The 22,866-nt window shown below is 71.5% G+C and carries 17 protein-coding genes; 9 read left to right on the top strand and 8 right to left on the bottom strand.

Annotated features, from left to right (window positions below):
- Positions 1–6: 6 nt before the first annotated feature.
- Both WMF11_RS19200 and WMF11_RS19195 read right to left on the bottom strand, forming a co-directional pair.
- On the bottom strand, positions 7–489 hold the full coding sequence (locus WMF11_RS19200) for a hypothetical protein (RefSeq protein WP_437978493.1): 483 nt from the start codon (positions 487–489) through the stop codon (positions 7–9).
- A 147-nt stretch (positions 490–636) separates the two neighbouring features.
- Positions 637–1,155 carry a peptidylprolyl isomerase gene (locus WMF11_RS19195; protein ID WP_437978492.1) on the bottom strand — a complete coding sequence of 173 codons (519 nt, stop codon included), beginning with the start codon at positions 1,153–1,155 and terminating at the stop codon, positions 637–639.
- Positions 1,156–1,395: 240 nt separating this feature from the next.
- Here WMF11_RS19195 and WMF11_RS19190 point away from each other — a divergent pair, with 240 nt between their 5' ends.
- Positions 1,396–2,046 carry a hypothetical protein gene (locus WMF11_RS19190; protein ID WP_437909832.1) on the top strand — a complete coding sequence of 217 codons (651 nt, stop codon included), beginning with the start codon at positions 1,396–1,398 and terminating at the stop codon, positions 2,044–2,046.
- 156 nt (positions 2,047–2,202) lie between these two features.
- Here WMF11_RS19190 and WMF11_RS19185 read toward each other — a convergent pair whose 3' ends face one another.
- Both WMF11_RS19185 and traA read right to left on the bottom strand, forming a co-directional pair.
- Complete coding sequence (locus WMF11_RS19185) at positions 2,203–4,098, bottom strand: OmpA family protein (RefSeq protein WP_437909831.1); 1,896 nt, start codon at positions 4,096–4,098, stop codon at positions 2,203–2,205.
- Positions 4,095–6,170: an outer membrane exchange protein TraA family protein gene (gene traA / locus WMF11_RS19180; protein ID WP_437978491.1), complete on the bottom strand. Its 2,076-nt coding sequence runs from the start codon at positions 6,168–6,170 to the stop codon at positions 4,095–4,097. Before traA ends, WMF11_RS19185 begins: the two co-directional genes overlap by 4 nt.
- Positions 6,171–6,602: 432 nt before the next feature.
- On the opposite strand from traA, the gene WMF11_RS19175 reads away from it, so the two are divergent.
- The 3 genes from WMF11_RS19175 to WMF11_RS19165 all read left to right on the top strand — a co-directional run bounded on the left by WMF11_RS19175 (position 6,603) and on the right by WMF11_RS19165 (position 9,603).
- Positions 6,603–7,421, top strand: a complete 819-nt coding sequence (locus WMF11_RS19175; RefSeq protein ID WP_437978490.1) for an SDR family NAD(P)-dependent oxidoreductase — start codon at positions 6,603–6,605, stop codon at positions 7,419–7,421.
- A 122-nt stretch (positions 7,422–7,543) separates the two neighbouring features.
- The gene (locus WMF11_RS19170) at positions 7,544–9,229 is read left to right on the top strand and encodes an SBBP repeat-containing protein (protein ID WP_437978489.1); all 1,686 of its coding nucleotides are present in this window, start codon (positions 7,544–7,546) and stop codon (positions 9,227–9,229) included.
- 245 nt (positions 9,230–9,474) lie between these two features.
- Positions 9,475–9,603 (top strand): hypothetical protein, encoded by a 129-nt coding sequence (locus WMF11_RS19165; protein WP_437553583.1) that lies wholly within the window; start codon positions 9,475–9,477, stop codon positions 9,601–9,603.
- 18 nt (positions 9,604–9,621) lie between these two features.
- Here WMF11_RS19165 and WMF11_RS19160 read toward each other — a convergent pair whose 3' ends face one another.
- Entirely contained in the window at positions 9,622–13,998 is a 4,377-nt protein-coding gene (locus WMF11_RS19160; protein ID WP_437978488.1) for a DNA topoisomerase 3, read from the bottom strand.
- Between the two features lie 255 nt (positions 13,999–14,253).
- Here WMF11_RS19160 and WMF11_RS19155 point away from each other — a divergent pair, with 255 nt between their 5' ends.
- The 3 genes from WMF11_RS19155 to WMF11_RS19145 all read left to right on the top strand — a co-directional run bounded on the left by WMF11_RS19155 (position 14,254) and on the right by WMF11_RS19145 (position 18,186).
- On the top strand, positions 14,254–15,048 hold the full coding sequence (locus WMF11_RS19155; RefSeq protein WP_437978487.1) for a hypothetical protein: 795 nt from the start codon (positions 14,254–14,256) through the stop codon (positions 15,046–15,048).
- A 425-nt stretch (positions 15,049–15,473) separates the two neighbouring features.
- Positions 15,474–16,952, top strand: a complete 1,479-nt coding sequence (locus WMF11_RS19150) for a pectate lyase family protein (protein WP_437978486.1) — start codon at positions 15,474–15,476, stop codon at positions 16,950–16,952.
- Between the two features lie 133 nt (positions 16,953–17,085).
- The gene (locus tag WMF11_RS19145; RefSeq protein ID WP_437909824.1) at positions 17,086–18,186 is read left to right on the top strand and encodes a vWA domain-containing protein; all 1,101 of its coding nucleotides are present in this window, start codon (positions 17,086–17,088) and stop codon (positions 18,184–18,186) included.
- Between the two features lie 340 nt (positions 18,187–18,526).
- Here the strand turns inward: WMF11_RS19145 and WMF11_RS19140 are convergent, their stop codons facing one another.
- Positions 18,527–18,859 (bottom strand): hypothetical protein, encoded by a 333-nt coding sequence (locus tag WMF11_RS19140; protein WP_437909823.1) that lies wholly within the window; start codon positions 18,857–18,859, stop codon positions 18,527–18,529.
- 34 nt (positions 18,860–18,893) lie between these two features.
- Between WMF11_RS19140 and WMF11_RS19135 the strand changes: the two genes are divergently transcribed.
- Entirely contained in the window at positions 18,894–19,637 is a 744-nt protein-coding gene (locus WMF11_RS19135; RefSeq protein WP_437553576.1) for a pectate lyase, read from the top strand.
- A 138-nt stretch (positions 19,638–19,775) separates the two neighbouring features.
- Here WMF11_RS19135 and WMF11_RS19130 read toward each other — a convergent pair whose 3' ends face one another.
- Both WMF11_RS19130 and WMF11_RS19125 read right to left on the bottom strand, forming a co-directional pair.
- Entirely contained in the window at positions 19,776–20,423 is a 648-nt protein-coding gene (locus WMF11_RS19130; protein ID WP_437978485.1) for an HD domain-containing protein, read from the bottom strand.
- A complete protein-coding gene (locus WMF11_RS19125) occupies positions 20,420–21,409 on the bottom strand; it encodes a diguanylate cyclase (protein ID WP_437718366.1) in 990 nt (329 codons plus the stop codon). The genes WMF11_RS19130 and WMF11_RS19125 overlap by 4 nt, the downstream gene beginning before the upstream one ends.
- 107 nt (positions 21,410–21,516) lie before the next feature.
- Here WMF11_RS19125 and WMF11_RS19120 point away from each other — a divergent pair, with 107 nt between their 5' ends.
- Positions 21,517–22,842 carry a sigma 54-interacting transcriptional regulator gene (locus tag WMF11_RS19120; protein WP_437909821.1) on the top strand — a complete coding sequence of 442 codons (1,326 nt, stop codon included), beginning with the start codon at positions 21,517–21,519 and terminating at the stop codon, positions 22,840–22,842.
- Positions 22,843–22,866 lie beyond the last annotated feature (24 nt).

The following is a 22,866-nucleotide window of genomic DNA, read 5'->3' as shown; positions in this document are numbered from 1 at the left end:
CGGGAGCTACGGCGCGCAGGCGGTGCGGCAGGAGTCGAACGAGCCCTGGCACGCCGCCGGATCGGCGAGCGCGGGCAGGCCGCCGTCCGCGGGGAACTTCGGCGTCAGGCAGGTCTGGAGGATCGACTGGCACTTCGCGGCGCACGCCGCGAGCTTGGTCGAGAGCGCCCCCGCGTCGGCCGTGGTGGCGGTGCCGCCGTCCTTCGGCGCGCCTGCGTCCACCGGCGCGCCCGCGTCCGGCTTCGGGGTCGCCGGGGCGGCTGGGGTCGGGGCGGCGGTCGTGGTCGCTGGAGGCGCGGCCGGGGTCGGCGTCGCGGCCGGCACGGTGCCGGTCGCAGCGGGCGGCGGCGCCGTCGCGGTCGGCGCGGTGACGGCGCCCGGCGCCGGGGCGACCTCCTCCGGCTCATCGCTGGATTTGCATGCCGCGATCAGCAGCGCTGGCGAGGCGATCATCACGGCGAAGGCGGCGAGGAGCTTGTGAGCGCGCATGGGTGCTTCATGCTGCGCCTCCGCCGGGAACGCAACCCTTGCGCGCGCGGCCCGCGAGGCGCCGTGACGATGCGAGGCCCGAGAGGCGAGGTCTCGCGCGGGCAGGCAGAGAGGTCTCCGGCGGGAGGCTCGCTCTGGGCAGGAGGGCTATTCCGTCCTGAAGATCACGTGGAAGCCATAGCGGGTCTCCACGACGTCGCTGAGCTGCTGGACATCGAGCTCGAACGCCGCATCGGCGAAGGGCGGCAGGACGTCGGCGCGCTCCACGGTGCCGAGCGAGCCGCCGCGCGACGCCGCGCCGGCCTCCTCGCTGTACTGCGCGACCACCTCGCCGAAGTCGGCGCCGCCGCGGATCTTGTCGCGCGCCTCCATCGCGCGCAGGCACGCTTCCTCGCGAGTGCGCGTCGTGCCCTCGGCGCGATCGGCGCCGGCATGGCGGACGAGGATGTGCTTCACGCCGATCCGCGGCGGCTCGTCGGGGCGGGCCTGCCGCGGTGCGCTGGCGGCCGCGAGGCACGCTGCGGCGATCGAGGCGCTCCCCTCGGCAGGGCCGGCGCTGTGCGGAGGGGCGTGCGGCGCCGGCTGAGGCGCGCTGCACGCGGCGGCGAGCGCCGCGCCGAGGAAGGTGAGGAAGCCGAGAGGAGCGGATCGCTCGATCGGGCGCATCGACCGCGAAGCATATCCAGGCGTTCACGAGATCGGAACGCTGGATGGGGCGGTGGATGGGACAGTGGCAGGGGGGTGTGGCGGCCCGGTGACGGGCACGGCGTCAGGAGCCGATCCACCCGCGAGCAACCTGCGAGAGGCGGCGTGCCGCCGGGTCGGCTGGCGTCCCTGGCGCACGTCGGCTGCGTCCATGATGCACGGGGTTTGCATCGCGCGTCGCATCGCTGGTAAGAAGGCAGCATGCAGCGCCTCCTCCTCTCGGCGGCCCTGGGTGCCGCGCTGATCGCCGGTTGCAGCACTCCTTTCCGAGACAAACGCACGCCTTCGGGCGAGTTCTGCAGCGACATGCACGTCGTGCCGGCGGGCCAGCTGCCCGATCGCGAGTACCATCGCCTCCAGCCGATCGCGAGCGATCCGACGGCCCGCACGGAGGCGGAGCGCCTCGAGTCGCTCCGCAAGGCCGCGTGCGCTGTCGGCGGCGACGCGGTCATCGAGGCGGTCAACGAGGAGGTCCGCACCGAGGACGGCCGCTATGCCAGCGTGGCGAGCGGGACGGCGGTGATCTGGGTCCGCCGCACCGAGGGAGAGGCGAAGCCGTTGACGTTGCACCCGGCGACGCCGCCCGCCGACTCGGCGGCGCCTGTCGAGCCGGAGGCGCCGCCGGCGGACCAGCCTGCTGCTCCTCCGGCTGCATCCGACGAGCCGTACGAGGACTCGCCCGCTCCCGCGACCTCGGCCAAGCCAGGCAAGCCGGGGGCGAAGCCCGCGTCGCCCACGCCGCTGTCGTCGGCCAAGCCGGCCTCCTCTGCCCCGCCGTCGTCGCTCCCCCCGTCGTCGTCGGCCAAGCCCGCCACGTCATCGGCGCCCGTGAAGCCGGCGCCGAAGAAGTAAGCGCAGCAGAAGACGTAGAAGACGTCAGCGTCGCGCGGTTCCTACCGCTGTGACGCTGACGTCCGGTTGTCCTCTCCTCCCCTCGCAACGCGCGCTCGACCGCCAGCGCGCCCCTTCCATCCACCCCTCGGGCCGGGCCCCCGGATCGACGCCCTCCTAGCGACTCCCCCCGCCTCCCGGAGCAGGCGGCTGGCTCGACGAGGACGGCGCCGGTGCCGGCGGCGCGGGCGCGGGGGTACCGGATCGCGGCAGCACGCCCGTGTTGCTCGGGAGGCCGCCCGCGTTGCCGCGGTTCGGCAGGGGGGCCGCGCCGCCGGGCGCCCCGCCCGCAGGCGGGAGAGAGGATCCGCCGCTCGGCAGCACGTTCGACTTGAGGACCCCCTGCCCCGGCAGCGTGCCCTGATTGGGCAGCGTGCCCTGGGTCTTTTGCGGCAGAACCCCGCCGGACGGCAGGAGCTGCTCGCCCCCGTCGGGCGCGCCGGTGAGCGGCTTCGCCCCCGCGGCGCCGTAGCGCAGGATGCGGAAGACGACGCGCCGGTTCTTCGACGTCATGAACTGGCAATCGGGCGACAGCTGATCGTCGGGCCCCTGGCAGCCGGTGTCGTCGTAGATCGGCTGCGTGTGCCCGTAGCCGACCGCCTGGAGCCGCGAGGATTCGACGCCCTTCGCGATCAGGTACGCCATGACGCTCGCCACGCGGCGCTGGGACAGCGCCATGTTGTACAGGTCGGTCGCGCGCACGTCGGTGTGGCCCTCGATCCGCACCTCGCGGATGTCGGGGTTGTCGATCAGCACCTGCGCGACCGCTTCGAGGGTCGAGTTCGAGTCCTCGAGGATGATGTCCCTGTCGGTCGCGAAGTGGACCTGCTCGGTGATCACGATCTCGTCGCCCCGGATGAAGGCGAGCGGACAGCCGTCCTTCCCGTGCGGACCGGCGGGCTTGTCGGGGCACTTGTCGTCGCGATCGAAGATGCCGTCGCCGTCGGTGTCCAGGTCCGGACAGCCGAAGTTCTCGGGGCTCCCGGGCACGTCGGGGCAGCGGTCCGCGGCGCCGATGAGGCCGTCGCGATCCGGATCATCTTGTTCGCGCTGCTGCAGGCGGTTGATCTCCTCCTGTTCCTGGGAGGTCTTCGGCTGCCACGTGATGACGTTGAAGAACCGGATCGAGGGCGCGCCAAAGCCGCACGCCGCGCCGAAGCTCCCGCCGAAGGTGATCGTGATGCCGTGCTTGGTCTGCCAGCGCAGCCCGAGGAGCGCCTCCGCGGGGATCTGCCCCGGGTCGTCGGGGTAGCTCGTGAGCGAGGGGTACCCGTACACCTCGCCGATGACCGACAGGCCCCAGCTCTGAACGACGTACTGCTCGGCCGCCACGCCGAACTGCGCCATGTCGCCGACGCGCACGCCCGCGAACTGGTTGTCGGGCCGCAGCCAGATGCCAGCGTTCGCGGCGAGGAGCAGCCCGAAGTTGAACCGGTAGTCGCCGATGAGCGTCGCGCCGCCGCTCAGCGCGCCGTCGCTGGTGAACGCGTTCTGATCGCCCGTGGGGAAGTTGAGGTTGCCCGCGATGGCCATCCCGAACCCCTCCTTGACCTGCTCCTTCCGGTTCAGGTACGGGAGCGAGATCTTCGTGGACAGGCGGAGATCGCCGACGGAGGAGCTCTTGACCGACCCCTCGGTGCCAAAGCGGCGGAGGTTGCCGCCCTCCTGGAAGAGGACGAGCGGCATGGCCATCGTGACGTCGAACACGTCGAAGAAGCCGATGCCCGCGAGGAGGGCGAGCTCGAGCCGCCCGGAGATGGCGTCGACGGCCTGCCTCGTGTCGTCGCCCGCGACGAGCAGCACGAGCGGGTCGGCCGCGATGTCGCTGTAGAGGCCGACGGTCGGCGAGAGGTTCCCGATGACCTCCGACTTCTGGACCATCACGAGATCGCGCGGGGCCGCGGCCGGGCGGAAGACCTGGGCATCGAAGCGCCCCTCCTCGGCGAGCGCGGGGCGCCCGGCGAGGAGCGCGGACAGCGCGAGGAGCGGGGCGAGGAGCGGGCGCGTTCTCACGAGGCACCTCCGGTGCGCCGGCGGCGTGTTCGCTCGATCAGGGCCAGCGCCGCGAGGGCGACGAGCCCGGCGGCCCGCGGATCGGCGCCCTTCTGGCCGACGACCGAGACGCTGCAGATCTCGGCGAGCGTGCCGCCGCACGCGACGTTGTCGGGCATCGGGCCGAGCGCGCACTCCTTGGCGTCCGCCTCGTCGGTCCAGCGGCAGTGCTCGTTGCCGAGGCAGTCGAGGTTCGTCTTGCAGGAGATGTCGCAGGTGTTCGTCGCGAGGTCGCAGGTGTTGCCGCACGGACACTGCGTGTCGGCGTAGCACTCGACGCACTTCTTGCCGTCGCAGTGCGGGGTGTCCTCGGCGCAGGTCGCCATGCACCCCGGGTCGCACTCGTGGGTCTCGCGGTTGCACGTCGTGCCGGCGCATTGCTCGTCCGACGTGCAGCGCACGCAGACCGCGAGCTCGGAGAAATCGCCGAGGCAGAACGGCGTGTCGCCGCCGCAGCTCTCGCAGCGCGGCCCGCAGCGCCGATCCTTGACGCACTCCTTGCACTCGCCGCTCAGACAGTACTGCCCGTCGGCGCAATCCATGTCGTTGCGGCACGCGGCGCACGCCGTCCCGACGGGCCCGGGGAGGCAGAACGGCACCGGGGGCGACTGCGGGTCGTTCGGATCCTCGGGGTGCATGCAGTCGACGCAGCCCTCGCCGCAGCAGTTCGGCTGCGCGTTGCTCGGGATCTCGTCGACGCAGTGGCCCGTCGGGGTGTGGCACTTCTTGCCGTCGGGGCACTCGTCGTCGACGAGGCACTCGACGCACATCGCGACGCCGCCCGGCTCGACCGCGGCGCAGTTCATCTGGGCGCCGCTGATGCCGTTCGGACAGCAGTTGCAGGAGTTGCCGGCGCACCGATCGGCCGTGTCGCACGGGACGCAGGAGTGCTCGACGCAGATCTCGCCCCGCGGGCAGTCCGGGTCGATGTTGCACTCGTACTCCTCCTTGCACTCGTGCGTCTCAGGGTCGCAGACGAAGCCGTCCTGGCAGTCCTCGCTGGTGCGGCACTCGGCGCACGCGCGGTTGCCGTTGAGATCGATGCAGAACGGCGTGTCGTTCAGGCAGCGCGAGCACGACTCGCCGCAGTGGAGCGCCGTGTCGCACGGGGCGCAGAGGGCGGCCTCGTTGCAGTAGTAGCTCCCGGGACAGCCATTGTTGTTGGGCTGGCCGACGAACCTGCGCTCGCACTGCTGGCACTGGTCCAGATCCGGGAACGACGGCGAGCCGGCCAGCGTCTGGAAGAACTGCGCCGGCCGGAAGAGGGTGAAGCCGTTCTCGCTCAGCTTCACGACGGGCGGCGTCTCCGCGGCGCGGTGGAAGTCCTCGAACTCCCCCACGAGATACGACATCTCGAGCGCCGCGTGCTCGGCGATCTCCGCGTAGTTGATCTCGAGCGGGTACAGGCCCGGCTTCTCGAAGGTGACGCTGTTCGTGAGGCGCCAGACCGGCAGGCCGAGCTCCGGCGCCTGGAGCAGGGTCACCTTCTCGGTCGTGACGCCATCAAAAAACGCGAGGCTCACGGCATCGTCGGCGTACAGGCCGAAATGGACCGGCCTGCCGGCGAGCTCCTCCGTGACAGCCAGGAAGCCGCGAACACGGGAGCCAAAGATGATATCCGTGTAGTCGTCACGATCGTCCCACGGGAAGCTGCAGCCGCCGATCTTGCAGTCCGGCGACGACTGCCTGAAGTCGCCGTAACTCCGCGGCTCGCGATTCTGGCCGGCGGCGGCGTTGTTGTTGCTCAGATCCAGGAGCGTTCGAATGGTGTACTCGAGGCGATCGTCCTTGCGGCTGTCGATAAGTTCGTTGGTCTTTCCGATGAAATTCGGCAGGAAGGTGTCGATCGGCGGCTTGTCCGGGATGACCGACGCGGCGCAGAGACCGGTGCCCTCGACCGCCGGCAGCTCCTCGAGGGCGGGCGCTGAAACGACGATCGGTTGCGGCGTCGGCTTCTCCGCCTGCGCGTGCAAGGGCAACGGCAACAGCGCACACAGGGCGGCCGTGGCCAACGCGACGCCTCGAATGCGCATGGCTCGCTCGCGGGTCCGCTGCGTCACCCGCGGGTCATCAGCACCCGAAGTCGAAAGCACGCTTCACAGGCTACCCGCTGCGCGCAGCGTTCTGCAAGAGGAAGGCGGCAAAACGCCCGCTCCTGATGTAGGGGACGGTCCTCTACCACCCGATGCTTCGACGTCGCCTGCGCGCGGGACGGCCGGCGAACCGCGCGGGCGATCGACCGCGCCGCGGTGGGCGGCATGAGCCCATTGTGACGAGAACGCCACGAGATCGACCTCTCACATGGCATCGGGGCGCCGCCCGTGCTGGATGATGCACGCATGGCGTTATCTTCGTCGTGGCGCGGTGCGGCGAGCCGTCCGCCGGTAACGGCCATGGCGCGTCCGTACGCCAGGGCCAACAGCCCGCTCGCGATCGAGGGCGGCGCGGCGTAAAGGATAGCGCCCATGATCATGACCTCGGGCCTCGCCATCGTCACAGGCGCCTCGTCCGGCATCGGCGCGGAGCTCGCGCGCCAGCTCTCGGCGCGCGGGCAGCCGGTGCTCGCCATCGGCCGGCGGGCGCACCGTCTTGAGGAGCTCTCCGCGCGGGCGGGCGCCGCCGGGCACGCGCCCATCCACCCTCTCGAGCTCGACGTCGCCACCGAGGGCGCGGCCCTCCGCGTGCGGGATCGGGCGCGTGAGCTGGGCGGCGCGGCCTGGCTGGTCAACAACGCGGGAACGACGCGGCTCGGGCCCTTTCTGGGAGGCGACCCGGCGGCGCTGGCGATGCTGGTGCGGCTCAACTGCGAGAGCGTCGTCGCGCTCTGCGCGGCGATCGTCCCCGACCTGGTGGCCCGCGGCGGAGGGCGCGTGCTCAACGTCGCGTCGCTCGCCGCGTTCCAACCGACCCCGGGACATGCGGTATATGGAGCGACCAAGGCGTTCGTGCTTTCGCTCTCGGAAAGCCTGGCCGTGGAGCTCGAGGGGACAGGCGTCACGGTGACAGCGCTGTGCCCAGGGCCGGTGACCACGGAGATCTTCGACGTCGGCGCGCCCGGCGTGCCGCGCAGAAAGCTGCCGTTCGAGCTCACGGCCGAGGGCTGCGCGGCCTACGCCATCGCGGCAGCCGAGCGCGGCAACGTGGTCGCCGTCCCGACCGCATTGAGCAAGGCCACGGCCCAGCTCTCGCGCGTCCTCCCTCGCGCAGCGCTACGCCGGCTCTCGGCACGAATAGGGCTCTCGGTCCTCGGCTATGGCGCTCGGGCGCGAGGCGTCCGAGGCTAGGACGAGCGCCCGCATCGTCACGGCGACGATCGAAACCAGGCTCCTGCGCGCCGCGTCAGTGTGATATCCTCCGCGCTAGCGTCGGGAACCTCGCCTTGCGGCTTCCGGGCGCGCACGAGCCCATGCAACGACAAGCACGACCTTACGCGCTCGCTTCCCTCCTCGGTCTGGGCCTGTGCGCTAGCGGGTGCGCGCAGCTCCTCGGTCTCGACGAGTTCTCCGACCAGGCGTCGGGCGGCACGGGTGCCGGCGGTCTGGGGGGTGCTGACCCCATGGGCGCCGGCGGCGCGGGAGGCGCTGAGGAGGAGGCGCTCACGTGCACGCCGGACGCTTCGGAGGTGTGCTACGCCGGCCCACTGGGCACCAGGAACAGGGGCGCGTGCCGGGAAGGAACGCGTACCTGCGGCGCCGACGGGACATGGGGCGCCTGTGACGGCGAGGTCGTCCCCGCGGTGGAGCGCTGCGATGCCGCGGACGACGAGAACTGCGATGGATTCCAATGCATTGTGTGGGCGACCGGGTTCGAGCAAAATGGCAGCGCCGCGGCTTCCGCCATTGCGAGTGACGCTGAGGGAAACGTGTTCATCAGCGCAGGTTTTTCAGGGACGATCACGATCGCAGAGGAATCCTTCTCCTCTGCCAGTAGATCGAGCGATGTGCTGATCCTCAAGCTCAATCCGGCCGGCGTCCCTCTCTGGGCGAAGAAGTTCGGCGATTTCGGCGTGGACAGTGTCACGGACCTTGCCATCGACTCCAAGGGAAACCTAGTTCTGATCGGCCAGAGCCCTCAGGGGGGAGTTGACTTCGGCGGTGGACCGCTTCCGGAGGGTCCGTTCATCGTCCTACTGGACGCATCGGGCGAGCATGTTTGGAGCAAAGGCCTGGGAGGCCGCGGCACACTCACCGGACTCGCCATTGACTCGAGCGACGACATCATCGTCACGGGGAGATTCAGCCTGCCCATCGATCTTGGCGAGGGACCGATCACGCCTGACGGCGAGGACATCCTCGTGGCGAAGCTCGACGGTGCCAACGGGCGCGTGAGCGGACCGGGCCACTGGGCGCGCACGTTCAACGGCTCGTCATGGTATGAAGCTGCCACTGCTGTCGCGGTCGATAGCTCGAAGAACATCTTCTTTCTCGGCTGGTCGGATAAGACGATCAATTTCGGGACTGACGATGTGCCGCTCCGAGTCGATGGCAGCGAGTTTGTCGTCAAGCTGACGCCAGCCGGGAAGTCCGCGTGGGCCAGAGCGCTCAACGGACCTGGCTCAGGCTCCGTGCAGCCGATGGACATCACGGTGGATCTGTCAAGCCGTCCTGTGATAGTGGGCTCGTTCGCTCAGAAGATGCAGATTGGCGAGCACACAGTAACCGGAGGAACCGGAACCGACAGCAACGTCTTCGTGGTGCAGCTCGAGGCGACCGGGATGCCCCGATGGTTGCGCGGGTTCGGAGAGGCTGTCAGCGTTCAGCACGCGTTTGGAGTCACTCGCGATCCTTCTGGTAACCTCGTTGTTGTCGGCACTGCGGAGGGAGAGGTCGACTTCGGCAGCGGCCCATTGAAAGCGCAGGGATTTCAGAACGCCTTCGTCGCCAAGTTCACGCCCGATGCAGAGCTCGTATGGAATCACTTCACGGACAACACGGGCGAAGACACGCTGCGCGTGGTCGCCACCTCACCCGACGGCGAGACGCTCGTCGCGGGCACGACGACCGCTCCGTCCGCCGACTTCGGCACGGGACCGCTACCCGGCACCAGCGACGGGGATCGGACGCGCCTCGTCATCGCGAAGCTGGGCCGGTGACGTTACTCCGGCAGCAGGCAGGGCTCGGTACCTCGCGCGGCAGCGACTGGAACGCTTCGCGCAGCTCGCGCAGGTAGGTCGTCGCGAAACGCCCCACTGTGGCGCGTACGCCGCTGTGCTTGCCGCCCTGCAAGCCAAGTCATCGCCTCTCCACGGGAAGATCTCGCCCCGCCGGAGCCCGCAGGATGTGGCACCCACGTTGCTTCGCTCATCGAACACCCCGACACGGGGCCGGAGGTCATTCGATGAGCAAGATTCTGCGTGGGATCGCGGCAGGCTACGGCGCGAAGAAGCTCGGCGGCGGGTGCTTCAGCACCATCCTCATCTTCGTCCTGCTCTGGTGGGCGCTCGGCCACTTCGGCATCTTCCGCTGAGAGCCGCCCGCGCGGCGCTCAGCGCGACCGGCCCTTCTTCCGCTGCGCCTTGCGGGCGAAGAACGCCCTCCGCGCGTCCGAGGACTTCGCGCTCTGCCGCTTCTTCACCTTCGGCGGCAGCTTCGCGAGCGGCACATCGCTCACGACGTCGCTCGCGCCGCGCGGCCCCCCGAGGAGGCCGCGCGACGTGAGCGACGCGCGCTGGTACGTGATGAGCTCGCCCGCCTTCTCGAACGAGTCCTCGCGCACGCAGACAAGGCCCGCCCGCACCAGCCCGCCGAGGAGGTGCTCGAAGTCGCGCCGCTCGAGCGACCCATCGGCGAACGCCTCGCGGTAGAGCCGGCCCGTCGGCTGCTCGCTCTCGCGAAGCGCCGCCAGGATCTTCGCGATCGCCTGCGCCTCGTCGCGGCTCGGCGCCCGGAACTCCCGCGCGGCGCACGCGGCCGGCGCGCAGACGTCGCACAGGCCGCAGGGCTCGCCCGTGTCCTCCTGGTCGCCGAAATGGCGGACCAGGTGGAGCATGCGGCAGCCGTGGCCCTCGGTGAACCGCGCCATCTGCACGAGCTCGGCGAGCTTGTGGCGCCGCTGCGCCTCGTAAGGCCCGCGCCAGCCCGGCTCGCCCAGGGCGACACCCCCGTCCGGATCCACGCGCGCGCCGCCGTGGATCCAGAGCTTCTCGAGGGCCTTGTCCGCCACCTCGGGATCGATGCCGAGATCGCCCAGGATCGCCTCCTTCGGGCGGGGCTCTTCCGACAGGACCTCTTCGATCCGCTGGAGCATCGCCGGATCAGGGTAGTCGCGCTCGTGGAAGAACTCGTGCATTCGCCGGTCGACATACGAGTGCATCAGCACGGCCCGCGAGGGGAGCCCGTCGCGGCCAGCCCGGCCGATCTCCTGGTAATACCCCTCGACGCTCCCGGGCAGCCCGGCGTGGATGACCGTGCGGACATCGGGCTTGTCGATGCCCATGCCGAAGGCGATCGTGGCGACGATGATCTCGGTGCTGCCGTCCAGAAAGGCCGCCTGGATCCGGTCGCGCACCGGGGGGGCGAGGCCCGCGTGGTACGCCTCGGCCGGGAGATCCTCCGAGAGGCCGGCGGCGAGCGCCTCGGCGTCCTTCCGCGTCCCGGCGTAGACGATGGCCGGCGTCCGGCCCTCCTGCCCGAGCAGCGCGCGCACCCGGGCGAGGCGCTCTCCCGGGCTGACCTCGAGGATCTCGATACCCAGGTTGCTCCGCCTGAAGCCGTGAATGAACCGCGCCGCGGACGCGAGGCCGAGCTGCTCGACGATATCGTCCTGCACGACCGGCGTGGCGGTGGCGGTCAGCGCGATGACCGGCGCCGGCCGGAGCGCCGGGAGGCGCTGACCGAGCATCCGGTAATCAGGGCGGAAGTCGTGGCCCCATTTCGAGATGCAATGGGCCTCGTCGACGGCGACGAGCACGGGCTTCCGGCGGGCGAGCATCTCGGGGAACCCGGGCACGCGGAGCCGCTCGGGGGCGATGAAGAGGAAGTCGAGCGCGCCTTCGAGGTAATCGATGCAGGCCTTCCGCGACTCGGCCCGGCTCCGGCCGGAGTGGATCCGCTCGGCGGCAAAGCCGCACGCCCGGAGCTTGGAGGCCTGATCCTCCATGAGGGCGATGAGCGGGCTCACGACGAGCGTCGTGCCGCCTCGGGCGATGCCGGGGAGCTGGTAACAGAGCGATTTGCCGGCGCCAGTGGGCATGACGAGCAGCACGTCGCTCCCCGCGGCCGCCGTCCGGCAAACGGCCTCCTGGTAGGGGCGGAACGCGCTGAAGCCGAAGCATTGGTGGAGCAGCTCGACGAGATCCTCCGGCCGGCGCGCTGGAGACAGGGCGACCGCCGGCGAGGACGCCGTGCCCGCCCCACGCGCCGGAGAGGACCCGATGGCCGCCGCACGCGCGGGCGACAGCGCTGCCGCCGCGGATCGCGCCGGCGGCGACGCCGCTGCCGGCGGTCGCGCGGGCGTCGGCGCTACGGTCGCGGATCGCGCCGGCGGCGACGCCGCTGCCGGCGGCCGCGCGGGCGTCGGCGCTACGGCCACACGTCGCGCCGTCCCTGCCGCCGCGGGTCGCGCTGGCGCCGTCACCGCCGCACGCGACCGCGCCTGCGCCCGAGCCGGCGGCGATGCTGCAGCCGCCGCCACCGCATGCAGCGCGCCAGCCGGTGCATCGCCCGGCTCGGCCCCTGCGCTGCTGCCCGGAGCGCGGCGAGGCGTCGCCTCGCGGCCTCGACCGGTCGCCGGCGCTGCGGCCGCGCCGCGGCCACCCTTCGCGCGCGACCGCGCTTCGCCGCGCTCCTGAAACGGCGACGCCCCAGCCTCCGGGGAAAGCGCACCGTCCCCGGCCGCGCGCCGCCCCGCGCTCACCTCCGCCACCACCTGGCGCACGTACGACTCGATGCCCGCCATGAACGACGGCAGATCGCCCCCGCCCCGGGCCATCCGGGCGAGCTTCGCCTCCCAGGCGCCCGTCATCGCGGGGCTCTTCACGTCCGCGTGGACGACCTCGATCAACCCGACGCCCTTGTCGGTCGCGTGCAGCAGCTTGCCCTGGCGCACGATGTACTCGCGCCGGAGGAGCGTCTCGATGATCGCGGCCCGCGTGGCCGGCGTGCCGAGGCCCGAGTCCTTCATCGCCTCGGAGAGCTCCTTCTCTTCGAGGCTGCTGCCCGCGGTCTCCATGGCGGTGAGCAGCGTGGCCTCGGTGAAGCGGGGCGGCGGACGCGTCTTCTTGGCCTGCGCCTCCGCGTCGAGCACGAGCTGCACCTGCCCCCTCGCGAGGCCCGGCGGGAGCCGCTGATCGGCGGTCTCGCGCTCGCCCTCCCCGCCCTCCCCGTCGCGCGCGTCGCGCGCATCGCGTCCGTCACCGTCCGATTCGCCCTTCTTGCGCGGCTTCGCAGGCGCCTTGCCGAAGCCGATGTCGAGCACCTTCCACCCGACCTTCTCCACGACGCTGCCCGCGCTGTGGTAGCGGTCCACGATCGGCTCGCCGCCGCGCGCGCCCGCGCCGCCGCGCGTGGTGATAGCGGTGATGACGGTGGTGATCGACGTGACGTGATCCTCGTGCCACGCCGAGAGGAGGCGCCGGCAGATGAGATCGAAGATCTTCTGCTCGTCGGTCGAGAGCTCCGCGCGCGAGGACCGAGCCCCCGTGGGGATGATGGCGTGGTGATCCCCGACCTTGCCGTCGTCGACGAAGCGCTTGCCGAGCGGCCGAGCCCCCGTCCCCTGGGCGAGCATCCCCCGATACGAGCCCTCGATCGCCTGCACCACCGCGCCGAGCGTGGCCGCCACGTCCGTCGAGAGGTGCCGGCTGTCGGTGCGCGGATAGCTGATGAGCTTCCTGCGCTCGTACAGCGCCTGGGCCACCTCCAGCGTCTTCTGCGCAGAGAAGCCGTAAAGGCGGTTGGCGTGCCGCTGGAGCTCGGTCAGGTCGTAGAGCAGCGGCGGCGGGAGGCGGCGAGACTCCGACCGGACCGCCTCGATGCGCGCCTCGCCGCGCCGGGCCCGCTCGACGATGCGCCGCGCCTCCTCGCCGTCCGGGGGCAGGCGCCTCCGCGACGGCGCGGTCTCGGGCCGCTCGCCGGCATTCGGCCGCTCGCCGGCATTCGGCCGCTCGCCGGCGCCCGGCGGCTGGCCCGGGAGCGGTTTGTCGTTGAAATACGTGCCCTTGTAGGACTCGTCGGCCGCGCCCGAGCCGTCCTCCCGGAGCGGGCAGAAGGTCGCGACGACCTCGAGGTACGGCTCGGGGACGAACCGCCGGATCGCGAGCTCGCGCTCGACGACCATGGACAGCGTTGGCGTCTGCACGCGGCCGACCGAGAGATCCTGGTCGAAGACCAGGCTGTAGGCGCGCGAGAGGTTCATGCCGACGAGCCAGTCCGCCCGGCTGCGCCCGCGCGCCGCGTCGGCGAGGCCGTCGTAGCTGCGCGCGTCCCGCAGCCGCCGGAGCCCGTCGCGGATGGCGTCGGGCGTGAGGGACGAGATCCAGAGCCGCTCGACCGGCTTCTTGCACCCTGCCGCCTCGTAGAGGTACCGGAAGATGAGCTCGCCCTCGCGGCCGGCGTCCGTGGCGCAGACGACACGCTCGACGTCCCTCCGGCCCAGGACTTTGCGGACGATCTCGAACTGGGCCCGCGTCCCGGGGAGGACGACGAGCGGAAACTGCCCGGGCAGCATCGGGAGGAGGTCGAGGCGCCAGCGCTTCCAGGCGGGGTCGATCTGGTGCGGCTCGGCGATGGCGACGAGGTGCCCGATCGCCCACGTGACGACGTAGCCGCCGCCCTCGAGGAAGCCCTCGGCGCGCTTCGAGGCCCCGAGCACCGCGGCGATGTCACGGGCGACGGCGGGCTTCTCTGCGACCACGGCGATCATGCGGCGATCCTGTGAACCATGCGAAACGCGCGAACCATGCGAAACGCGCGAGAACCGAGGGCGGCGGGCGTCGCCCGCGCCTCGCGCAGGTGCGTTGATAGCGCGAGCCGCGGGCGGGCGGTATGGGGAAGCGAGCGGGCAGCGAGGCCCGCGCCCGACCGGCGCCTTGACACGCTGGCGCCGAGCGGGTTCACGTAGTGCCTGGACGCTCGCCGCCGCGCGAGGGCGCGACGGCTCAGGGAGAGGGGCATCGAGATGCGAGACCTGAAGGGGATCGTCGAGGTGGAGCTGCTCGTCGAGGAGAGCGGCGCGCTCGCGCCGACGCGGGAGTACGTCCATCGGGATACGACCTATGTCGAGGGGCGGTCAGGCCAGCGCTATGCGCTGCGCGTGCGGAACCTGACGGGCGCGCGCGTCGAGGTGGTGCCCACCGTCGATGGCCTCGACGTGCAGAGCGGCAAGGACGCTTCCTTCGATGCCCGCGGCATGGTGATCAGGGCGCACGAGTCGTTCGATTTCACCGGATTCCGGATCAGCCAGGAAGATGTCGCGACGTTCCGGTTCGGGAGCATCGAGCAGTCGTACGCCGCGCAGATCGGCAAGCCCCGCAACGTTGGTGTCATCGGCCTGGCGGTGTTCGAGGAGCTCGCGCCCCCGCCGCCGCCACCCCCGCCTCCCTTCATGCCGCCCCCGCCGGCGTTCGGCGGGCCGCAAGGCGGCGGGCTGCCGCCGCCGGCGCCGGGGTTTGGACCGCCCGCGCCCGCGCCCGCTGTTCCGCCGCCAGCCCCCGCGCCGGGCGCCGCGCCGGCCCCCGCGGCGCCGAAGGGGCTGGGCACGACCTTCGGCGAGCGGCGCGAGTCCCGCGTCACGTCGACGCAGTTCACCCGGGCGACACCGAAGCCCGCCGCCGTGCTGGTGATCCGCTACGAGCAGCGCGACGGGCTGAGGGCGCTCGGCATCGACGTGGACGGGCTGCACCAGCGCGAGACAGCCAGCCCCTTCCCCGCCGAGACCGGCTTCGCCAAACCGCCGCCCGGCTGGAAGGGCTGAGCGCCGGCGGAGCTCGCGGCAGACGGCTGCCGGTCAACGCGCGGTTGACACGGGAGCCGTCCTTGCTGTCAAGCACGTCAACCCGTGGTTGACGTCGCGGCGGCACGACGCGCCGCGACGAGGACATCCACGCCACGAGCGCTGCGCAGCCCCCCGGCCACACACGTGAGCCGCCGGCATGCGGGTCGGGGCAAACGGCATTGTCGTTGCTTGTCTCGCGGGGCGCGGAGGAGGCGCGGCGCCGGCCTGGTTCGGCGGCCGCCACCTCACGCGCGACCCGGACTGCGCGACGGCCTGGGCTCGAGTCGCCTCGTGCGTGCATCCAACGCAACGACGGTGAGCCGCGCCATGCGTCGTTGTCGCCCGCGGGAGCTCGGCGCCTTCAGCGCCCACGCGAGTTCTCTCGATTCGAAAGGAATCATCTGATGAAGGCCGCTGTCCTCTCGTTCGTCCTCCTCGGTTGCACGGGGTGCACGTTCCTGGCCGGTTGCTCCGGCGCAGCGAGCTCGCCCGGGCCGAGCGATGAGGCGGCCGGACAGGGCGCCGCCGGAGGTAGCACTCCGGGCGCGGGCGGCCACGGCGGAGGGACTGCAGGCGCCCAGACCGGAGCCGGCGGCTCCGCCACCACAGGCTCCGCGGGCAGCACCGGCTCCGCCACCACCGGCTCCGCGGGCGGCGCCGGGGCCGCCACCGCCGGCTCCGCGAGCGCCGCCACCACCGGCTCCGCGGGCGGCGCCGGCGGCTCGGGGCCCGTCGATGGCGTGGGTACGATCCTCAAGGTGACGAACCTCGACGCCGACGGCCCGGGATCGTTGCGCCAGGCGATCGAGACGCGGGGGCCGCGCACGATCGTGTTCGAGGTCGGCGGGATCATCGACCTGAACAAGACGCGCCTCGACATCACCGAGCCGTTCGTCACGATCGCCGGCCAGACAGCGCCCTCGCCGGGCGTCACGCTGATCCGCGGCGGGATGAAGATCCGCACGCACGACGTACGGATCCGGCACCTCCGCTTCCGGATGGGCGACGCCGGGGCTGCGCCGGCGTCGGGGTTCGAGCCCGACGTCACGACGGACGGCGCCTCGGCGTACAACATCGTGATCGACCATTGCTCCGTGGCGTGGGGCGTCGACGAGAACCTGTCCGTCTCGGGCCCTCGCTTCGACGGTCCCGACGGCACCTCGCGCCGCGTCACCCTCAGCAACAACATCATCGCCGAAGGGCTCCTCGAATCCATCCACGAGAAGGGCTCTCATTCGATGGGCACCCTCGTGCACGACCGCTGCACCGACGTCACCGTCGTCGGCAACCTCTACGCCCACAACAACGAACGAAACCCCTGGTACAAGGGGTTCGCGACCGGGGCGATCGTGAACAACGTCGTCTACAACCCCGGCAAATGGGCGATGCGCCTCGGCCCCGTCCTCAAGGAGTGGGAGAGCTCGGGCGTCACGCCGGAGCCGCCGAGGGTCAGCATCGTCGGCAACTACATGCGGCACGGCGCCAACACCTTGCCGGGCCTCCCCATGATCGGCACCAACTCGCTGGGATCCGCCTACCTCGAGGACAACATCGCCGTGGACGCCCTCGGCGCAGCGGCGCCCATCGCCTCCCCGGACATCATCGTCCTCGCCGAGAAGCCCGCGTGGCCCGACGGCCTCGTGGCGCTCCCCGCAGCGTCGGTCCTCGACGCGGTGCTCGCGCACGCGGGCGCGAGGCCAAGAGACCGCGACGAGGTCGATCTACGCATCGTCGAAGACGTCCTGTCCGGCGATGGAATGTTCGTGAACAGCCAAGACGAGGTAGGGGGCTACCCGACGGCAGCGCCGACCTCGCGACCGCTCGACGCCCCGACCGAGGACATCGAGGGCTGGCTCGATCGCCTCGCCGACGAGATCGAGTAGCGACCGTCGCCCGCGCCGTCGCCGAGCCCCGCTGCTCGTGGCCGCTGTTCGTGGCCCCTGTTCGTGGATCGAGCGCAGGCCCCGGAGCGGTGCTCGCGATGACGTCGCCAGGATTCAGCTTACAGGAGGCATCATGTTGAGAGCATCATCGATCTGTTCCGTCGTCGTGCTGGCAGCGCTATCGGGCTGTACGTCGAGCGATGAAGCCGGCAGCGGAGCGCCGGGCGCCGGCGATCCCCCCGGGTACGGCGACGTCGGCGGTGGGGCCGGAGAGCCGGGCAGCGTGCCCGGAGACCTCGGCTCCGACGGCAGCGCCAGCAGCGCCGGCGACGGCGTGGACTGCGGGCGGCAGAACTTCGACGTCGAGCGCAAGCCGGCCAGCATCCTGCTGGTCCTCGATCGCTCGGCGTCTATGCAGGACGATCCGAACGGAGACGAGGGCACGCCGTCGAAATGGGATATCGTCGTGCCCGCCTTGCAGGAGGTGATCGCGGCGACGAACGAGGCGGCCTCCTGGGGCCTGAAGGTGTTCCCCCAGGGCGACAGGACGGGGAGCTGCACCGAGGAGAGCTTCCCGCGCGACATCCTGATCCCGATCGCGGCGAGCAACGCGCCCACGGTGAACCAGGCGATCTCGAGCACGACCCCCGAGGGCGACGGCACGCCGACCGGCGACGCCATCAACAAGGCGGTCGACTACCTGCAGACGATCCAGAACGACGACCCCAAGTACATCCTGCTCGCGACCGACGGAGATCCGTCGTGCCCCAAGAGCGACTCGGACGAGCTCGCCGTACAGGCGGTGACGGACGCGGCCGCCGCCGGCTTCCATACGTTCGTGGTCGGGATCGCCGCGCAGGCGAGCAAGATCAAGGCGCTCAACGGCCTCGCGGTCGCAGGGCTCGAGCCGCGCCAGGACCCGGATCCGCTCGCGCCGAGGTTCTACCTCGCGGCGACGCAGGACCAGCTCGTGACATCGCTGCTGGCGATCACGGGAAAGGTCTCGACCTGCCTGTTCCCGCTCAGCGAGCCGCCGCCAAACCCGGACCACGTCGGCGTGTTCGTCGGGGAACAATCGATCATGCAAGACACAACAGGCACGGATGGATGGAATTACACGGGGCCCGACATGATGACCATCCAGCTGCACGGCGCTGCGTGTGAGCAGGTCGCGAGCAGCGGCGCCGGCGCCGTCAAGGTCATCTTCGGCTGCAAGGACGACCCGATCTTCTGAGCTGCGGGGCGCAGCCTGCCGAACGCTGCGCTCGGCAGGCTCGCGACGCCGATCGCGGGGTCGCCGCCGCCCAGGGCACGCCCTCCCCCCGGAGCACCTGCGCGTCAACCCGTTCGTCAACCGGTGTCGACCGCGCGTTGACACGAAGGCCCCAGCGCGCCTCCACGCGATGCGCGATGTCCCGCCGCGCACCCTGGATCGCCGCTTGCATTCACCTCGACGAGCTCGACGTAGAAGCCAGCTGAACGGCGCGAAGCGCGAGTTCGTGGTTGCCCCCTCGACGGGTCGCGTCGAGGAGTCGACAGCGCCGTGCACGCGCTTCCGGGCCGCGGGTCGCCCATCATGATGCCGGAACGAGAGGTAATGAGATGAGATCTGGAATGAAGTCAGCCTTCACTTTGCTGTTCGTGATCGGCGCCGTCGGAGCCATCCAGCTCGGCTGTTCAGACGACGCGGCGACGCCGGACGACGGCCAGGGAGGCAGCAGCTCGAGCAGCAGCGCCGCCGCGACCGGGGGGAGCACCAGCAGCACGGGCGGCGCCGGCGGCGGCAGCACCGCCACGAGCAGCTCAAGCACCACGGCCGCGAGCACCACGAGCAGCTCAAGCACCACGAGCAGCGCGACCACGAGCAGCTCCAGCACGACGGCCGCGAGCGCCACGAGCAGCGGCACGGGCGGAGAGGAGCCGCTCGGCGACGAGCTCCCGATGGTGATCCCGACGCCCACGAACGGCAACGGCGAGATCAGGAACCAGACGACGGTGCTCAAGAACGCCGCCCACGGCGGGCAGGACGTTTACGACTTCAACAACCAGAAGATCGGCGTGAACAACACGGAGGACTGCGACGACGGCGAGGGCCAGAAGACCGTGTTCGAGGTCGAGGACGGCGTCACCGTGAAGAACCTCATCATCGCCGGCGGCCTCCCCGGCGGCAACGGCATCGTCTGCAAGGGCGACTGCACGCTCGATCACGTCTACTGGGAGGACGTCTGCGAGGACGCGGCGACGAACAGCGCCGACGGGGCGACGATGCACATCAACAGCTCCATCGCCTTGCACTCGGCCGACAAGATCTTCCAGCACAACGCCAAGGGCGGCTCCACGACCATCGTCACGAACTCGTACATCGCCGACTTCGGGAAGCTCTGGCGCTCGTGCGGCGACTGCACCGCGAACGGCGGGCCGCGTCACCTGATCATCGACAACGTCAGGGTGGACCGCGTGAAGACCACGGTCGCGGGCGCGAACCAGAACTACGGGGACACGGTCACGATCACGAACCTCTACGTCAAGGGGGGCTACGACGCGGACGACGACAAGCCGAAGATCTGCCAGGAGTACAGGGCCGTCACCGATCACATGGGCGAGTCCGAGAAGCTCCACGGCGGCGCGAGCCAGTGGGACACCGCCACGTGCCGCGTGAGCAAGAGCGACGTGAAGAGCTGGTGATCGCGCGAGGGGCAGCGCGCGCCAGCGTCGCTGCCCCCCTTGCTCCTCGGCGCGGGCCGGGGGCGCGGACCGCCGCGCCCGTGACGATCGCGCCGTCCACCGACGACCCCCGTCCCCGACGACCCCCGCGCAGCGCCGCTACGCGCCCGCGTCGAGCTTCCGGCGCAGGTTGTCGCGGGCGCTCGCCTCGAGGCGGGCGTGGAAGTACGGCGAGAGGAAGATCCGCTCCGCCGCGAGCAGCTTCTCGAAGAAGCGCCGCCGGCCCGCGGCGTAGAGCTCGGGCGGCACGGCGCTGTACTCCGCGGCGATCGCCCGGTCGTACGCGTCGAACGCCGCCTCGTCGCTGCCCAGGATGGCCATGTCGCAATCGAGGAAGAGGGCCTCTTCCTCGCCGACGTCCGCCGGCCCGAGGGCCCCGTGGCGCGCCGTGAGCAGGATGAGCCGCTCGATGAGGCCCTCGTCGAGCCCCTCGCCGGGCAGCCAGCGGGCCACCGCCTCGCGCGCGAGCTCCGCGCTGCGCGCCTCGTTGTCGTGGCGGCCAGGCACGTACACGGCGTCGTGGAAGAGCGCGGCCAGGAACACCTCCCGCGGCCTCCGCCAGCCGACGTCGCGGGCGACCTCGCCCACCCGGCGGAGCACCTCGCGCACGTGCGCCAGGTCGTGGTACGCGCGCCCGGGCTCGCCGTAGGCCGCGCGCACCGCGCCCCACAGCGGCTCGGGCAGGACCAGGCCGTCCGGGGCCTCCGGCGGCGCCTCGCCCGCCGCGATCCCGCCGTCCGGCCTCACGCGAGCACCAGATCCTCGGGGCGGAACAGCTCCCCGTCGTACGTGGCGACGCGTCCCTTCTCCGTGGCCTTCGCGTGGTTCTTCGCGAGGTTGGCGCGCCCCTGGATCTCGCGATCCGTCAGGAAGCAGTCGACGTCGGCGACGCACAGCCCGGCCGAGATCGTCGGCGACCGCTCGACGCGGCGGTAGCGGCGGCGGGCGAGCCGCTCCTGGAGCGCGCGCAGGAAGTCCACCGCCCAGGCGCGCGTCGCGTTGGGCAGCGTGATCATGTACTCGTCGCCGCCGAACCGGTACGCGTGCCCGTGCGCGAAGACGTGCGCCTCGATGCTCTCCATGAGCGGCGGGAGCACGTGGAGATCGACCGCTGTCTCGGTGTGCTGGACGTTGAACGCCTTGAAGTCGTCGATGTCGATGAACGCCACGGCGATCGAGGCGCCGCGCAGCGCGCAGCGCGCCCGGTAGTGCGCCAGATCCGGCAGGAAGAGCCCGGGCGCCTCGAGGATGTGGAACTTCTCGTCGTACTCGCGCGGGCGGAGCGGCGGCGCCTCCGGCGTCACGGCCTCGGCGTGCCGGATCGACATGTAGTCGGTGAGCTGAGGCACCTTGAGCGCGCGCGTGGCCGCGAACCAGGGCGCGGCCATCAGCTGCTCCAGCCCGTGGACCTCGCGCCGGAGGTGCCGGATCGTCTCGGCGTTCACGGCCTTCTGCAGCGGCTCCTCGATCGCCGTGGCGCTGTCGCGCCGGAGATCGATCAGGATGCGCTTGAGCAGCGGGCCCTGCGTGTCGTGGATCTGCGCGTGCGGCGGGCGCAGCTCGAGCTGCCGCCCGAGGAGGCTCAGCTGTCCGATCAGCTCCGTCACCTCCGGCGGCTCGTAGCCGCGGAACTCCTGCCGGATCACGTCCGCCACGTCGCGCCGGAACGCCTCCGTGAAGCGGGTGACGCACTGGGACAGGATCTTGGCCTCGGACTGCGTGAACTCGAGCACCTCACGAGGATATCCTGACGGCGTGCGTCCAGCGCCCCGGACGCACCGCGCGCTGGAAATCCGCCGGAAATTCGGAGATGCTGCCCCGTCCCCCTCCCGCGCGATCCATGCACGACCCCACCCGGACGATCACGACCCTCCGAAGCGACGCGGTCGAGCTCCCGGACCTGCGCATCCTCGTCACCCCGCAGAAGAGCCCGCCGATCGAGGCCGCCCTCGGCGTCGCGCCGCTCGTGCTGGGAACGAGCGGCGAGTGCGACGTCATCATCCCCGACTCGCGCGTCTCGCGCCGCCACTGCCAGCTCCGGTTCTCGCCGCGCGGGGTCGTCCTCACCGATCTCGGCAGCAAGAACGGCACGTTCATCAACGACGTCCTGATCGTCGAGGGCTTCCTCACCCCGGGCGCCGTCGCCTCCCTGGGCGGCGTGCCCCTCACCGTGCGCGTCGGCGGCGCCCCGGTCGTCGTCCCGCTCTCCACCTCGGCCCGCTTCGGCGAGGCCCTCGGCGGCAGCGTCCCCATGCGCGCGCTCTTCGCCCGCCTCGAGCGCGCCGCGGCCACCTCGGAGACGATCCTCCTGCTCGGCGAGTCCGGCACCGGCAAGGAGGTCCTCGCCCGCGCCATCCACGCGGCGAGCCCGCGCAGCGGCGGCCCCTTCGTCGTGTTCGACTGCAGCGCCGTCGCCCCGAACCTCATCGAGGCCGAGCTCTTCGGCTACACGAAGGGCGCGTTCACGGGCGCCCAGGGCGCGCGCGCCGGCCTGCTCGAGGAGGCGAGCGGCGGCACGCTCTTCCTCGACGAGATCGGCGAGCTCCCGCTCGATCTCCAGCCGAAGCTCCTGCGCGCGCTCGAGGCCCGCCAGGTGCGGCGCATCGGCGCCGCGGCGTACACGTCCTTCGACGCCCGCGTGATCGCCGCCACGCACCGCGATCTCCAGGGCCGCGTGGCGTCGGGGGCGTTCCGCGAGGATCTCTATTACCGGCTCGCCGTCGTCGAGACCGTCGTGCCGCCGCTGCGCGAGCGCAAGGAGGACATCCCGTTGCTCGTCGAGCGCTTCCTCGCGGCGCAGGTGCCGCCGCGCTCGCTCGCCGACCTGCCGCCGAACGCGCTGGAGCTGCTCCGCGGGCACCACTGGCCGGGCAACGTGCGCGAGCTCCGCAACACCGTCGCGCGGCTCATGCTGTTCCCGCACCTCGCCGAGGAGGCGATCGTCAAGGTGGCGCCGCGGCCCGCCGACATGGGCGTCGGCCAGCTCGTCGCGCTGCCGCTCCGCGAGGCGCGCGACATGGTCGTCGAGCAGTTCGAGCGCACGTACATCGCGATGAAGCTCCGGGAGAGCGGCGGCAACGTGGCGCGGGCCGCCGCGTCGATGGGCGTCTCCCGGCAGCTCGTCCACCGGCTGATGGAGCGCTACGGGATCCGAAGCAAGGGCTGACGGGGCGCGCGCAGCGCGCGGCTG

Origin of the sequence: Sorangium sp. So ce295 (assembly GCF_051527405.1) — a bacterium.
Taxonomy (GTDB): Bacteria; Myxococcota_A; Polyangia; order Polyangiales; family Polyangiaceae; genus Sorangium; species Sorangium cellulosum_B.
Note: the sequence above shows the minus strand (reverse complement) of the source record. Positions and strands in the feature narration are given on the sequence as shown.

Excerpts from the sequence above, each read along its gene's own strand:
- WMF11_RS19175 (WP_437978490.1), top strand. The coding sequence starts at position 6,603 with ATGATCATGACCTCGGGCCTCGCCATCGTCACAGGCGCCTCGTCCGGC.
- WMF11_RS19170 (WP_437978489.1), top strand. The coding sequence starts at position 7,544 with ATGCAACGACAAGCACGACCTTACGCGCTCGCTTCCCTCCTCGGTCTG.
- WMF11_RS19160 (WP_437978488.1), bottom strand. The coding sequence starts at position 13,998 with ATGATCGCCGTGGTCGCAGAGAAGCCCGCCGTCGCCCGTGACATCGCC.
- traA (WP_437978491.1), bottom strand. The coding sequence starts at position 6,170 with ATGCGCATTCGAGGCGTCGCGTTGGCCACGGCCGCCCTGTGTGCGCTG.
- WMF11_RS19155 (WP_437978487.1), top strand. The coding sequence starts at position 14,254 with ATGCGAGACCTGAAGGGGATCGTCGAGGTGGAGCTGCTCGTCGAGGAG.
- WMF11_RS19165 (WP_437553583.1), top strand. The coding sequence starts at position 9,475 with ATGAGCAAGATTCTGCGTGGGATCGCGGCAGGCTACGGCGCGAAGAAG.
- WMF11_RS19200 (WP_437978493.1), bottom strand. The coding sequence starts at position 489 with ATGCGCGCTCACAAGCTCCTCGCCGCCTTCGCCGTGATGATCGCCTCG.
- WMF11_RS19150 (WP_437978486.1), top strand. The coding sequence starts at position 15,474 with ATGAAGGCCGCTGTCCTCTCGTTCGTCCTCCTCGGTTGCACGGGGTGC.
- WMF11_RS19120 (WP_437909821.1), top strand. The coding sequence starts at position 21,517 with ATGCACGACCCCACCCGGACGATCACGACCCTCCGAAGCGACGCGGTC.
- WMF11_RS19135 (WP_437553576.1), top strand. The coding sequence starts at position 18,894 with ATGGTGATCCCGACGCCCACGAACGGCAACGGCGAGATCAGGAACCAG.
- WMF11_RS19190 (WP_437909832.1), top strand. The coding sequence starts at position 1,396 with ATGCAGCGCCTCCTCCTCTCGGCGGCCCTGGGTGCCGCGCTGATCGCC.
- WMF11_RS19145 (WP_437909824.1), top strand. The coding sequence starts at position 17,086 with ATGTTGAGAGCATCATCGATCTGTTCCGTCGTCGTGCTGGCAGCGCTA.
- WMF11_RS19195 (WP_437978492.1), bottom strand. The coding sequence starts at position 1,155 with ATGCGCCCGATCGAGCGATCCGCTCCTCTCGGCTTCCTCACCTTCCTC.